The 14,243-nt window shown below is 51.8% G+C and carries 12 protein-coding genes; 3 read left to right on the top strand and 9 right to left on the bottom strand.

Translation table 11 applies throughout. The annotated features are described in order from the left end of the window. Positions 1 to 11: 11 nt before the first annotated feature. The 3 genes from nhaR to ACG0Z5_RS02510 form a co-directional block, all read right to left on the bottom strand. Positions 12 to 908 carry a transcriptional activator NhaR gene (gene nhaR / locus ACG0Z5_RS02520; protein WP_258987425.1) on the bottom strand — a complete coding sequence of 299 codons (897 nt, stop codon included), beginning with the start codon at positions 906 to 908 and terminating at the stop codon, positions 12 to 14. 58 nt (positions 909 to 966) lie between these two features. After that, the gene (gene nhaA, locus ACG0Z5_RS02515; RefSeq protein ID WP_394445163.1) at positions 967 to 2,145 is read right to left on the bottom strand and encodes a Na+/H+ antiporter NhaA; all 1,179 of its coding nucleotides are present in this window, start codon (positions 2,143 to 2,145) and stop codon (positions 967 to 969) included. Positions 2,146 to 2,341: 196 nt separating this feature from the next. Then, positions 2,342 to 4,414: a glycosyl hydrolase family 18 protein gene (locus ACG0Z5_RS02510; RefSeq protein WP_394445162.1), complete on the bottom strand. Its 2,073-nt coding sequence runs from the start codon at positions 4,412 to 4,414 to the stop codon at positions 2,342 to 2,344. Between the two features lie 361 nt (positions 4,415 to 4,775). Between ACG0Z5_RS02510 and ACG0Z5_RS02505 the strand changes: the two genes are divergently transcribed. Both ACG0Z5_RS02505 and ACG0Z5_RS02500 read left to right on the top strand, forming a co-directional pair. Continuing rightward, a complete protein-coding gene (locus ACG0Z5_RS02505) occupies positions 4,776 to 5,231 on the top strand; it encodes a transcriptional regulator (protein WP_394445161.1) in 456 nt (151 codons plus the stop codon). Between the two features lie 20 nt (positions 5,232 to 5,251). Continuing rightward, positions 5,252 to 5,791 carry a glycoside hydrolase family 108 protein gene (locus ACG0Z5_RS02500; protein WP_394445160.1) on the top strand — a complete coding sequence of 180 codons (540 nt, stop codon included), beginning with the start codon at positions 5,252 to 5,254 and terminating at the stop codon, positions 5,789 to 5,791. Positions 5,792 to 5,915: 124 nt separating this feature from the next. Here ACG0Z5_RS02500 and ACG0Z5_RS02495 read toward each other — a convergent pair whose 3' ends face one another. The 3 genes from ACG0Z5_RS02495 to dnaK all read right to left on the bottom strand — a co-directional run bounded on the left by ACG0Z5_RS02495 (position 5,916) and on the right by dnaK (position 10,252). After that, positions 5,916 to 6,854 (bottom strand): LysR family transcriptional regulator, encoded by a 939-nt coding sequence (locus ACG0Z5_RS02495; protein ID WP_394445159.1) that lies wholly within the window; start codon positions 6,852 to 6,854, stop codon positions 5,916 to 5,918. A 254-nt stretch (positions 6,855 to 7,108) separates the two neighbouring features. After that, the gene (gene dnaJ, locus ACG0Z5_RS02490) at positions 7,109 to 8,248 is read right to left on the bottom strand and encodes a molecular chaperone DnaJ (protein ID WP_394445158.1); all 1,140 of its coding nucleotides are present in this window, start codon (positions 8,246 to 8,248) and stop codon (positions 7,109 to 7,111) included. An 87-nt stretch (positions 8,249 to 8,335) separates the two neighbouring features. Further along, positions 8,336 to 10,252, bottom strand: coding sequence for a molecular chaperone DnaK (gene dnaK, locus ACG0Z5_RS02485; RefSeq protein WP_319628258.1), 1,917 nt, complete (start codon positions 10,250 to 10,252; stop codon positions 8,336 to 8,338). Between the two features lie 295 nt (positions 10,253 to 10,547). Here dnaK and satP point away from each other — a divergent pair, with 295 nt between their 5' ends. Next, on the top strand, positions 10,548 to 11,114 hold the full coding sequence (satP, locus tag ACG0Z5_RS02480) for an acetate uptake transporter (protein WP_394445157.1): 567 nt from the start codon (positions 10,548 to 10,550) through the stop codon (positions 11,112 to 11,114). A gap of 43 nt (positions 11,115 to 11,157) precedes the next feature. On the opposite strand, the gene ACG0Z5_RS02475 is transcribed toward satP, so the two are convergent. The 3 genes from ACG0Z5_RS02475 to tal all read right to left on the bottom strand — a co-directional run bounded on the left by ACG0Z5_RS02475 (position 11,158) and on the right by tal (position 14,218). Then, positions 11,158 to 12,456, bottom strand: a complete 1,299-nt coding sequence (locus tag ACG0Z5_RS02475) for an MFS transporter (protein WP_394445156.1) — start codon at positions 12,454 to 12,456, stop codon at positions 11,158 to 11,160. Positions 12,457 to 12,568: 112 nt separating this feature from the next. Beyond that, positions 12,569 to 13,156 carry a molybdopterin adenylyltransferase gene (gene mog / locus ACG0Z5_RS02470; protein ID WP_394445155.1) on the bottom strand — a complete coding sequence of 196 codons (588 nt, stop codon included), beginning with the start codon at positions 13,154 to 13,156 and terminating at the stop codon, positions 12,569 to 12,571. Between the two features lie 108 nt (positions 13,157 to 13,264). Continuing rightward, entirely contained in the window at positions 13,265 to 14,218 is a 954-nt protein-coding gene (gene tal, locus ACG0Z5_RS02465; protein WP_319628262.1) for a transaldolase, read from the bottom strand. Positions 14,219 to 14,243 lie beyond the last annotated feature (25 nt).

Here is a 14,243-nt window from a genome sequence, read left to right as displayed (position 1 = left end):
TTAGCGCCAGGTCAGCGCGGCAGGGCAAACAGCGCGGAGTAATCACGGTTACAGATACGCTGCACCGCCGGATGCTGGATCATGCGCTCGGCAAAAATGGCGTGATACTCCTCCATCACGTTCTCCACTCGCCCAATCTCAACGATGTTATCGTCCGCATACAGGTCGTGAGCATAGAGCGTTGGCGCAACAAAAATCGCGTTATGCGCCGCGCCAAAGGCCTTCATTAGCGCCGCATCATCAAACTCCCCCAGCACTTCCACCTTCAGCCCTTGGGTATTAATCCAGTTCAGCAGCTTGCGCCCGAGCATGGAGCGTCGCCCTGGGATCAGCAATCGACGCTCTTCCAGACACGCCGGGAACGGTTTTTCCGGTAACGGGTTCATGCACCAGAAGCTGACGCTGCATTCGCCAATCTTGACCGAGAACAGCCCTTCCTGCTGAGTGGAGTCAATCGGGCAATCGGAAATTATCATATCCAGCTTGTGCTGGCTGAGCTGCTCGAGCAGCATTTCATGGGTCGATTCGTAGCAGCGCAGATGGATTTGTTCATCTTCAACCACCGCGGCATCGAGCACTCCGCTGACCAACCGTTTCGACAAGGCATCCGCCACGCCGACATCGAACAGCAGGTTCGACTCTTTACGATAGTTAATGATGTCGAGCATCTCCTGGCTCAGGGTAAACATTTTATCGGCATAGCGAAAAACCAGCTCGCCCAGTTCACTCGGCTCCAGCCCCCTGCCCTTACGCTTAAACAGTTTGCCCTGCAGCCGCTCTTCCAGCGCTTTAATTTGCCCGGTTATGGTCTGCGGCGTCAGGTACAGCGCCTCTGCGGCGCCCACCACTGAGCCTTCTTTATAGACATGCCAGAAGTAGTAGAGATGGTTGTAGTTAATATGCGACATAGTTTTTCGCTCCCTGATGAATGTCAAAAGAGAGCCACTCAGGGCTCTCTGTGAAGGTTTAGACCGTTTGTACCTGCTCGCTGGAGGTGCGCATCCGCAGCAGGGTGTAACCGACCACCGCTGACAGCACTGAGCCAATCAGGATGCCCAGCTTCGCCCAGTTGATGAGAGCGGGATCCACGTTACCGAAGGCCAGCGAGGCAATGAAAATCGACATGGTAAAGCCGATCCCGCACAGCACCCCAACCGCCATAATCTGCTTCCAGGTCGTGCCCGCTGGCAGCGTGGCCCATTTCATTTTCAGCGCGAGCCAGCAGAACAGGCCAATACCCAGCGGTTTACCGATGAACAAGCCCGCCATAATGCCCAACGGCAGCAATGAGGTCAGCCCTTCCAGGGTGACGCCTTGCAGTGACACGCCCGCATTAGCGAAGGCGAACAGCGGCAGGATCAGATACGCCACCCACGGATGCAGTACGTGCTCAAGCTGTGCCGCCGGCGATTTACCGTTCTGCTCTTTGAGCGGAATGAAGAAACCGACAACCACCCCGGCAAGCGTGGCATGCACGCCTGATTTCAGTACCGCGGTCCACAGAATAACGCCCACCAGAATGTAAATCCCGGTCCGACGTACCCCGGTCAGGTTCAGGATAGCCAGTACCGCAATCGCCGCTGCGGCTACGCCGAGCGACAGTAGAGACAAATCACTGGTGTAGAACAGCGCGATAATAACGATGGCACCGAGGTCATCAATAATCGCCAGCGCCATCAGGAAAATCTTCAGAGAGGCCGGGACACGGCTACCGAGCAGCGCCAGCACGCCCAGTGCAAACGCAATGTCGGTGGCCGCCGGAATCGCCCAGCCTTCACGGGTAATCGGATCCTGGAAATTGAACGCCAGATAGACCAGCGCGGGCACCACCATCCCGCCCAGGGCGGCAATCACCGGGAAAATCGCCTGCCGACGGCTGGCCAGCGATCCCACAATCAGTTCACGTTTGACCTCAAGGCCAATCAACAGGAAGAACACCGCCATCAACGCATCGTTGATCCACAGCAGCATGTTCTTATTAATTTCGAGCGCACCCACCTTGAGCTGTACCGGGGTTTCCAGAAAAGAATGATACAGACCGCTGGTCGAACCCATGTTCGCCAACAGCATCGCCAGCGCGGCGGCGATGATCAAGATGATGCCCCCGGAAGCCTCATTGCTAAAAAAACGCTGTAGATGTTTCACTTTTATTCTCTCTTTTCCGTTAATACATCGATAAAACCATAGTAACCGCCACGATGATTCGTTAAAAGCAGATTATATAGCAATGAAAGCTCGCCTTTTTCGAGCAAACACAATTACGCGGTTAAGAATGCAAAAAAACCCCGGCGGTCCATCCGCCGGGGAAGCTTGCACAAAAAATTATAGCTATCGGATCACATTAATACGCGCCGAGATCGCTCCATACTGCGTACGGACCGCTGTTTTTATCCGGCTGCTCACCAATGGAGTACCAGTTAACCTTGTAGTTATGGCCTTTCCAGCTTACGGTTTCGAAAGTCCCCCAGTTGCCGCCGTAGACGGTGCTGGCGTTCCATACTGGATATGGGGTGTCGCCAGCCGGAACATCCGGGGTCGGTTCTGGCGTTGGCTCTGGCTCAGGAGTAGGTACTGGAATATCGCTCTGACCGGATTGGGCAGGAACCACATTCACCACAAAACGCTGCTGAGATGACGGCTCATTATGGCTATCACGAACAAACAATGTGAATTGAAGTTCTGTTTTTTGGGTTACCGTTGGTGCAGAGAACTCAATCACTGACGCGCTCTTGTCTGCCACGGTCAGCAAAGTAGGAACGCCCCAGCTATAGCTCAGCACATCACCATCTTCATCACTCGAACCTTCACCAGAAAGCTGGACGCGTGAACCGCTGACAACCAGCAACTCCACTGCGGCTTTTGGCGCATGGTTAACGACCGGTTGAACAGGTTCATCCCCTTCTTCATCCTTCTCTGAACCGCTGATGTTGATACCTTCAAAGTAGAACGGCTTCATATCCACTTTTTGAGTCTGCAGTTCATAGCCCAGGCCTTCACGGGCGGCATTCAGCAGCACGCCGTTATCCTGATCGATGGTCCAGGTAAAGAGGCCACCCAGGTTATGTTTCGCGGCGTACTCACCTTTGGCTTTCACCGTACGCGGCGTATCCAGAGACATAAACAGCTTGCTCTCCGGGTTGTACAGGTAATCCGCATTGGCGATTTTATCGGTATACACGTTGAAGCCGTTACGACCTTCCTGATTTTCGAGATCCAGATAGTTGTAGATAGTGTCATACCATTCGGTACAACCCGATTCGAATGACCCGGTGGTCGTTCCCTGGCCTGGATCGTAAGAGCCTTTCAGCGGAGAGAAACTTTCAATAACGGCATTGCGACCATTACGGCTGTATCCGGCATAACCGATATTGATGCGATCGGAAGGGAAACCTTCGGCAACCAGGTAATCCACGACGGCCTCAATGCTCCAGCCACCCGCCGTTAACGGCGACAGATTGGTGTGGTGCGTCAGCGTTTCCGCCCACGGGGTCCCGAAGAAGTCATAGGTCATCACGTTGATGGCATACAGACCCGCATCCATCAGCGCTTTCACATTGGAATACCCCAGGACGTCGACTACCGCAGAACTGGCGATAGAAATCTTCACGTCGCCACGACCTGCTGCGGTCAGCTGGCTTTTCAGCTCCTTAATCAGCAGCGCGTAGTTGGCACCGTCTTCCGGGCCGTGCGGGTTGCCATTGCCATCAGCGTTCGGGTATTCCCAGTCAATATCTACTTCACTGAACATTGGGAACTGCTGGAACAGTTTGACGACACCGCCAGCAAAGGTTTTACGCGCCGAGTCAGTTTTAGCGACTTCGTGGAAGGCATTACTCATGGTCCAGCCGCCGATACTCATCGACAGGGCCAGGGTATGTCCCTGCTGTTTGGCTTTAGCCTGTAAATCACGTAAGCCGCCAAGCAGACCATGGGTATTGGACTGCGTCACCGTCATTGGATCGACGTCCCAGCCGCTGCTGGATAGATTGCAGTTTACGAAGGACTGAAAATCGCCCCATGGATCGAGGAAAGTGGGCTCATTGGTTTTTTTACCGGTGAGACCCGCCGCCGCTTCAATGGTGAGCTGTTTCTCACCCTTATCACCGACGATACCCACAAAACCAAAGATAATTTTGTCATATGCCGTCGGTTCAACATTCGCGAGGTCATAACCACGGCCAAACTTATCATGAGTCGTCAGGCCCTGGAGACGCCCATCGTACTGTGACCAGTCGGTATAATAGCCAAATACCTTCGGTTTGGCGGTTGCCGCTTTGTATTTGTTATAAACCGGCTTGGCGACTCGGGCAGAGGTATAGCTATAGTTCTGCACTTCGCTTTCAGGTTTAAAGACGTCTGCTGCCTTAGTGGTTTCTGTCAGACTATCGTTTTGAATTAAAATACTTGTTGGCATTGCGAATTCCTTAGAGTGTTTTGAAAAGGTAGCCAAGCGCTACACCATCTATTTCATACGTCCCCCACTGAATTCTCAAAACACAAAGCATCACGTGAGCTTTATTGATACACAACAAAAGACCATCCCGCCATTTACCGGAAACACTGCCCATCAATAAGGAAAATCATGTCTAATCTTTAGCAATGTAAACCGGATTTACATCACTTATAAATCAAACTTAATTTACTCCGTTATTTGCAAGCCACTCCACACTCCTATTACTGCTTAAGAAATTTCTTACTCAAACTAATGGTAAAAGGAGGATTGCCTTCTACTATCAATTAACACAAATCAACTCACCACGACTAACAGGTGTACTATGAAGCGCTATCTTCTTAACCATAACTGTATTTACAATGAGGAGAAAAATGAAATAAGAAACACCGATAACGCTGTGATTATAAAAATGACGGCGATGCGAGCCCGCTGCCTAAGCTTTATCATTGAGAATTCAGAATCAGGAGTCATTGATAAACAACAGCTGACCTACGGGCTATGGGGAGAACGTGGACAATTCATCAGTGATGCTAATCTCACGCAACTCTTGTATTTAATTCGCAAAGACTTGCGCACCCTCGGCATTAACGATTTTTTCATGACCATCCCCCGCGTCGGGATCAGAATTAACAACAACATTACGATTGAAACGCTACCGGAAGAAAGATTAAAGCGCCGATATAAAATATGGAAAACAGCAATCGTGATGGCTTTTATTATCTCAATCATTTCACTGTATGCCGTACTGGATATGATTAAGTTACTCTCCCACAACTGATGAGCACAGAGGACGAAACGATGAACCCTGTATTAGATGGTATTATCGAAAAAGAAGGTGGATATACAAATAACCCGGCAGATAAAGGGGGTGCCACAAATTGGGGAATAACCGAAGTGACCGCTCGTGCCCATGGCTATCAAGGCGATATGCAGGAGATGACCCGGGATGAAGCCTATACCATTCTGGAGAAAAGCTACTGGAGCGCTCCCGGCTTCGATAAAGTGGCTCAGCTTTCCTTACATCTGGCCTTTGAACTGTGCGATGCCGGGGTCAACGTCGGCCCCAGCTGGCCCTCCCGCTGGCTACAGCGCTGGCTGAACATATTTAATCTCCACAGCAACAAATATTCAGAACTTAAAGTCGATGGCAATATTGGCACAAAGACCATCGAAGCGCTGAATACTTTTCTGTCATGGCGAGGAAAAGAAGGCGAGCAGGTACTCATTAATGCGCTTAACTGTTCCCAGGGAGAATACTACCTGGTGATAACCGAGAATCGGGAAAAGAACGAAGAGTTTATTTATGGTTGGATGAAAAACAGAGTCATCATTGAGTAAATTTTTCTACGTCTAGCCCATGCCGTGCATTTAACTCTACCATAATCGAGAGCTACACTTATCATTTCATTGGAAAACAAGGATGATAAATGACGGCATGGCTTGATAATCAAAACCATTGCACTTAATGCGCCACGCTTTGTAACATTGAAATAATTGATGGGATATCTTTCTTAAATTTGTTTTGTTGTGACCAGACCGCGCACAATACTAATGGCTTGATAATGATTTCATCCGGAAGGGGGATGAGTGAAATGGCATAATTCCTTTGCAATTGAAAAAAATGGGCCAGTCGCTGAGGGATCACCGCAATCATTGATGAGCGCTCAACAATGCTCAGCAATCCATTGATTGATTCTCCGCGATAGCCGATCAACCGTCGTCCTGAATAAGGACCGGTAAAGAGTTGTCGATTTTCCTCTTCAATAAGTGCAGGTGACGAGGCTCCGTTATGAATAACGGCATGAGGGAATGAATAAAAATGGTGCAGCGAGAGTTTTTCCAGTTCCGATAAGGGATTGTGTTCGCTGCATACCACTGAATAGTGGCTAAAGTTTTCTATCGGCACTTGGGTAAATTCATTACCCGACGGCGGATCGAAGGTGATAGCCAAATCAGCCTCTCCCGACAGGAGTAATTCACGACAGGTTTTAGCATCCCGACTCCAGTTGGTTCGATGGTTAATCAGGAACTGTTCGAAGGCATCAAATTCAATAAGCTCTGATAGGAAACATTGTTCAATGATGTCACTCCCACAAATCACAATTTCTTTATTGAGCTTTCTCCACGCCGTTGAATCAAAGGTAGTATCGACCAGTTCGAGGATCTGATTAAAGGTATGATGAATCTCCCTCGCCCGCATGGTCGGCACTAATCCCTCTTTAGTCCGAATAAAAAGGACTTCATTATACGTATGCTGAAGACGTCGCAACGCTAATGAAACGGCGGCGGGTGTCAGATTAAGGCGCCTGGATGCTTTACTGGCATTTCCTGCATTTACCACAGCGTCCAGCACTCTGATCAAATTTAAATCAAACTTCCTGGCTGCAGACGATGTTTCCATACAAGATAGCCCCTTTCAAATCAATTAATTGACCCGAAACTATACATGCAATGAATGTATTCAGATATCAAAACAACTCACTTACCCCAAACAAATCAATAGGTTAAAAAATTATAAATAACATTAACCATCACTTGCGGCCCAAAACCCCATCATAAAACAAGATTATTCCTAATAAAGCATCATTTTCAGGGCGGGGGCAAAAAAAAACCGAAATGAATTAACATTTCGGTTTTTACTTAGAATATAAATAATTAACGGGTCAAATCATCAAAGAATTTTTTTACCCCGTCGAAGAAGCTTTTGGAGCGCGGGCTATTTTTCTCACCCGTTGGCCCGCCAAAGCTTTCCTGCAGGTCTTTTAGCAGCTGCTTCTGTTTGTCGTTCAGGCTAACCGGGGTTTCCACCACTACGCGACACAACAGATCGCCCTGTGCGCCACCGCGAACGGATTTAACCCCTTTCCCACGCATACGGAACAGTTTGCCGGTCTGGGTTTCGCCTGGCACTTTCAGATTCACGCGACCGTCGAGGGTCGGGACTTCGATTTCGCCGCCAAGCGCTGCCATCGCAAAGTTGATTGGCACTTCGCAGTACAGGTTATTGCCTTCACGTTCGAAGATCGGGTGCTGTTTCACCTGCACCTGAACGTACAGATCGCCTGCCGGTGCCCCGTGCTCGCCCGCTTCACCTTCGCCAGCCAGACGAATACGGTCGCCGGTATCGACACCCGCCGGGATTTTGACCGACAGGGTTTTAGTTTTCTCAACGCGACCATGACCGTGACAGGTATTGCACGGATCTTTAATCAGCGTGCCACGACCCTGACAGTGTGGACAGGTCTGCTGAACTGCAAAGAAGCCCTGGCGCATCTGCACCTGGCCCTGACCATGACAGGTCGGACAGGTCTGCGGTTTGCTGCCGGCTTTCGCGCCGCTACCGTGGCACACTTCACACTCTTCAAGCGTCGGGATACGGATCTCTTTGGTGACGCCGCGAACGGCTTCTTCCAGCGTCAGATCCAGGTTGTAACGTAAATCTGAACCGCGGGAGGCGCGTTGACGGCCACGACCGCCGCCAAAGATATCGCCAAACACGTCGCCAAAGATATCGCCGAAATCAGCACCGCCGCCGCCAAAGCCGCCGCCACCGAATCCACCGCCGCCCTGTTCAAAGGCTGCATGACCGTACTGATCGTAGGCCGCACGCTTTTGCGCATCGGTCAGGATCTCGTAGGCTTCCTTGATCTCTTTAAATTTGGCTTCGGCTTCTTTGTCACCCTGATTACGGTCCGGGTGAAACTTCATCGCCAGGCGTTTGTAAGCCTTTTTGATTTCACGCTCTTCCGCTGATTTGGAAACGCCTAAAACCTCGTAATAGTCTCTCTTCGCCATTTCTGTTTTTCTACCCTTAACATGCGAGCACGGGCGTAAGAGTAAACTCCTACGCCCGTGCCAGTTAATTACCCTGCATAAGGGCGATTATTTTTTATCTTTCACTTCTTCGAACTCAGCGTCGACAACGTCGTCATCTTTCGCGTTGTTCTGGGAAGCGTCAGCAGAACCTGCCTGCTGCTGAGCGTGCTGCTGCTGAGCAATTTCCATCAGCTTCTGAGAAGCCTGAGCCAGCGCCTGCATTTTCGCTTCGATATCCGCTTTGTCTTCACCTTTCAGAGAAGATTCCAGCGCAGTCAGTGCAGACTCGATAGCGGTTTTGTCTTCTGCTGGCAGCTGTTCGCCGGCTTCTTCAACCTGCTTACGCGTGCTGTGCAGCAGATGGTCGCCCTGGTTGCGGGTCTGAACCAGTTCTTCGAACTTACGGTCAGACTCGGCGTTAGCTTCAGCTTCACGCACCATTTTCTGGATTTCTTCTTCATTCAGACCAGAAGACGCTTTGATGGTGATCTTCTGCTCTTTACCGCTGTTTTTGTCTTTCGCGGAAACGTGCAGGATACCGTCAGCATCGATATCGAAGGTGACTTCGATCTGCGGCATACCGCGCGGTGCTGGGCTGATACCATCCAGGTTGAACTGACCCAGAGATTTGTTATCGCTGGAACGTTTACGCTCACCCTGCAGCACATGGATGGTTACCGCAGACTGGTTGTCTTCCGCAGTAGAGAACACCTGGCTGTGCTTAGTCGGGATGGTGGTGTTTTTGTTGATGAGCGCAGTCATCACACCGCCCATGGTTTCGATACCCAGCGACAGCGGGGTAACGTCCAGCAGCAGAACGTCTTTTACTTCACCGGTCAGAACGCCGCCCTGAACCGCTGCACCGATAGCCACAGCTTCATCCGGGTTAACGTCTTTACGCGGCTCTTTACCGAAGAATTCAGCAACTTTCTTCTGAACCATTGGCATACGAGTCTGACCGCCGACCAGGATAACGTCCTGGATATCGGAAACGGACAGGCCAGCATCCTGCAGAGCAACTTTCAGCGGCTCGATAGAACGGTTCACCAGGTCTTCGACCAGGCTTTCCAGTTTCGCACGCGTCACTTTGATGTTCATGTGTTTCGGACCGGTCGCATCTGCAGTGATGTACGGCAGGTTGACGTCGGTCTGCTGAGCAGAAGACAGCTCGATTTTCGCTTTTTCTGCTGCTTCTTTCAGACGCTGCATAGCCAGCGGGTCGTTACGCAGGTCAATGCCCTGATCTTTCTTGAACTCTTCAACGAGGTAGTTGATCAGACGGCTGTCGAAGTCTTCACCACCGAGGTGAGTGTCACCATTGGTCGCCAGAACTTCGAAGGTTTTTTCGCCATCAACTTCGTCGATTTCGATAATAGAGATATCGAAAGTACCACCACCCAGGTCATACACCGCGATGGTGCGGTTGCCGACTTCTTTATCCAGACCATAGGCCAGTGCGGCTGCGGTTGGTTCGTTGATGATACGTTTCACTTCCAGACCGGCGATACGGCCAGCATCTTTCGTTGCCTGACGCTGAGCATCGTTGAAGTAAGCCGGTACGGTGATAACAGCTTCAGTTACCGGTTCACCCAGGTAATCTTCCGCGGTTTTCTTCATTTTTTTCAGCACTTCAGCAGAGATCTGCGGTGGTGCAGTTTTGGTGCCTTTTACGTCCAGCCACGCATCGCCGTTATCAGCAGCAACGATTTTGTACGGCATGATGGCTTCATCACGCTGCACTTCTTCGTCCTGGAAACGACGACCAATCAGGCGCTTGATCGCAAACAGGGTGTTTTGCGGGTTTGTCACTGCCTGACGTTTAGCCGGCTGACCAACCAGAGTTTCACCGTCCTGGGTATAAGCAATGATAGAAGGCGTGGTGCGATCGCCCTCAGCGTTTTCCAGCACACGCGGGGTGTTGCCATCCATAATCGCTACACAAGAGTTGGTAGTACCCAGGTCGATACCAATAATTTTACCCATCTAAACGTCTCCACTAAAAATTCGATCAACATGTGGTTGTGAACCTGTAATAAGGGCGAAACGTGTTGTTTCAAGCGCCCTAATGCTTTTTTTTCCAGGCTCACCACTGCGGTTGCATACAAGATGGGGTCGTAACATCGGGCATCAAGGGGGAAGCATAAAAAATTTTTTAATTTCACCCTGCTCAGATCATAGACGGCGGACACGGCTCTGATTATTATGCCGCGCCCCGCTGCCAGAGGATTGGCAGGGGTTTACAACTTTTCCCCCTTTATTAATGAGTTTTTGAGGAAATATGGTTAACACTAAGTTGGCTAACCCAGCACCGCTGGGCCTGATGGGCTTCGGCATGACCACCATCCTGCTGAACCTGGCAAACAGCGGTCTTTTCCAGTTTGATACTGCCATTTTGGCGATGGGTATTTTTTACGGCGGACTGGCGCAAATTTTTGCAGGCCTGCTGGAGTTTAAAAAAGGGAATACTTTCGGTCTGACTGCATTCACCTCTTATGGTTCTTTCTGGCTGACCCTGGTCGCCATTCTGATCATGCCGAAAATGGGCCTGGCCGAACCGGCTAACGCGCACTTCATGGGGATGTACCTGGGCCTGTGGGGTGTATTCACTCTGTTCATGTTCTTCGGCACCCTGAACGGCCCACGTATGCAGCAGTTCGTGTTCCTGAGCCTGACCGTGCTGTTTGCTCTGCTGGCCATCGGCCACCTGGCGGACAACGAAGGCATCGTACGCATTGCAGGCTGGATTGGTCTGGTGTGTGGCGCGAGCGCTATCTGGCTGGCGATGGGTGAAGTGCTGAATGAAAAATTCGGTCGCACCGTGCTGCCAATCGGTGAAAAGCGTTAATTTTCATCGGGATTAAAAAGCCGGGCACTGCCCGGCTTCTTTTTTAATGCGTCACTAAAGCCGCCTTTTCTGGCGCAATATACGTTTGCCGCAGCCAGAGTCCTAACCCCAATCCCACCAGCGACAGCGCCAGCACATACCAGGCCGGAGCCATTGGTGAGACCCCCATCAACAGCGTAACCGCAATCGGCGTCAGCCCACCGAAAATGGCGTAGGAGACGTTGTAAGAGAATGAGATGCCGGTGAAACGCACTTCCGCCGGAAACGCCCGAACCATCACATACGGCACCGCGCCAACGACCCCGACGCACAATCCCACCAGCCCGTAGAGCATAAACAGATGTGACGCCGACGTGCCCGCCAGGTGATAGAACGCCCAGCTCGATGCCGCTAACAATAGGCTGCCAATAATAAAGGTGCGGCTGGCACCGAATTTATCGACCGCCAGGCCCGCCAGCAGACAGCCGACGCAGAGCATAATGGTGGCAATGCTGTTGGCCTGTAAGGTCAGCGCAGGGGCAAAACCGTAATGCTTTTGCAACCATACCGGCGACATCAGGATAACCACCACGATCCCCGCCGACAGGAGCCAGGTCAGCAGCATCGAGATAACCACGGCTTTCTGATGCTTCATCACCACCGATTTCACCGGCAGTTCCTGCGCCAGCTGCTTACGTTTTTGCATTTCGAGGAAGACAGGCGTCTCCTGTAGCCAGCGACGCAGATACATCGCCACCAGACCAAACGCCCCACCGAGCAGGAAGGGGATCCGCCAGCCACCGTCGTGAATCGCCTGCTGCGTCAGGCTGGTATTAATAAGCGTTGCCACCACCGAGCCGAGCAAAATCCCGATCGTCAGCCCCGCCGTGAGCGTTCCGCAGGCAATGCCGATGCGCTGGGCGGGCACGTGCTCGGCCACAAACACCCACGCCCCCGGCACTTCCCCGCCAATGGCCGCACCTTGCAGGACGCGCATCAGCAGCAAAAGTAACGGCGCGATAATCCCCACCGACGCGTAGGTCGGCAGCAGGCCAATCAACAGCGTTGGCACCGCCATCAGCAAAATGCTGAGTGTGAACATCTTTTTACGTCCGACCAGATCGCCAAAGTGCGCCATGATGATGCCGCCAAGCGGACGTGCCAGATAGCCTGCGGCAAAAATGCCGAAGGTCTGCACCTGGCGTAGCCATTCAGGAATATCCGGCGGGAAGAAGAGTTCGCCGACTACCGCGGCAAAAAAGACGAAGATGATGAAATCATAAAACTCCAGCGCGCCGCCGAGAGCGGCCAGCGTCAGGGTTTTATAATCCTGTCGGTTCAGAGGTCGTGCATGTTGTGACATAGCGGGCCATTTGTTTTGATTGATTTACAGGTGTCGTAAAGAAAAAATTACTACACTGTAAATCAACGGTCAATCATTGGCCCGTCACGCGTATCTTATAACAACCTTTAATTCAGGAATCGGTTTCACGACGGGCGCTTTTCGGGCGAAAAGCGGCGACCACCTGCGGGTCAGTTTCAACATACGGCCCCTCCAGCAACTGTACACAATACGGTACACTGGCAAAAATACCATGAACCAGCACCTTCCCGGCCTCGTCTTTCACGCCTTCCAGCGTCTCCTGAATCGATTTCGGCTGCCCCGGCAGGTTGAGGATCAGCGCCTGTTTGCGGATGACGCCCACCTGACGCGACAGAATGGCCGTCGGCACAAAGTGCAGGCTTATCTGGCGCATTTGCTCCCCGAAGCCCGGCATTTCCCTGTCGGCAATCGCCAGAGTGGCATCCGGGGTCACATCCCGACGCGCCGGGCCGGTTCCGCCGGTGGTTAATACCAGATGGCAGCTCATTTCATCCACCAGCTCGCACAGGGTCTGTTCGATGATCACCTGTTCGTCAGGGATCAGGCGAGTTTGCAGTTCAAAAGGCGTGGTTAACGCGCGGGCCAGCCAGGCTTCGAGTGCGGGGATCCCTTTGTCCTGGTATACGCCACTGGAGGCACGATCGGAGATGGAAACAAGGCCAATGCGAAGTGTGTTCATATCTATTCCGTTCAAAAATGCGGTTAGGCGGAATGATACACGCTGAGGGGAAACAGAGACAAATACCGCGAGGAAGGTGTGACCGGAGACCCGGTCACACCCGAATGATTACAGCAGGTCGCCGATCATTTTTTCCAGTTTTTCCTGGTCGATAGCAAACTTACGGATACCGTCCGCCAGTTTATCTACCGCCATCGGATCCTGGTTGTGCTGCCACAGGAACTGAGATTCAGTGATGCGCTCTGGGCGGGCTTTCACTTCACCGGTGTAAACCAGTTTACGTTCGATAGCGCCTTCAGACTCAGCCAGCTCTTTCAGCAGCGCAGGTGCGATGGTCAGGCGGTCACAGCCAGCCAGTTCCAGGATTTCGCCCACGTTACGGAAGCTTGCGCCCATCACGACAGTTTCGTAGCCGTGCTGTTTGTAGTAGCTGTAGATTTCAGACACAGATACCACGCCTGGATCTTCTGCCGGGGCATACTCTTTCTTGTCGGTGTTGGATTTGTACCAGTCGAGGATACGGCCTACGAATGGAGAAATCAGGAACACGCCCGCTTCGGCACAGGCACGCGCCTGGGCAAAGGAGAACAGCAGAGTCAGGTTACAGTTGATGCCTTCTTTTTCCAGCTGCTCAGCGGCACGGATGCCCTGCCAGGTGGAAGCCAGTTTGATCAGGATACGGTCGTTGCTGATGCCCGCATCGTTGTACAGCTTGATCAGGTGTTTCGCTTTGGCGATGGAGCCTTCGGTGTCGTAGGACAGACGTGCGTCAACTTCGGTAGAGATACGACCCGGGATCAGTTTCAGGATCTCCAGACCGATGTTTACCGCCAGTTTGTCAGTTGCGTCAACAATCTGCTGCTCACGGTTGCTGCTCTGGCTTTTTGCCCAGGCAATCGCTTCGTCAATCAGCTTACGGTATTCAGGGATCTGGGCTGCGCCGAGGATCAGAGAAGGGTTGGTTGTCGCATCCTGAGGCTGATACAGCTTCATTGCCGCGATGTCTCCAGTGTCAGCCACTACGGTTGTGTACTGACGCAGGGAGGTCAATTTATCCGTCATGATAGTCTTTCTCTTTAAACAGCTG

The organism is Scandinavium sp. M-37 (genome assembly GCF_043558715.1).
Taxonomy (GTDB): domain Bacteria; phylum Pseudomonadota; class Gammaproteobacteria; order Enterobacterales; family Enterobacteriaceae; genus Scandinavium; species Scandinavium vulneris_A.
This window is presented reverse-complemented; position numbering and strand designations above follow the sequence as displayed.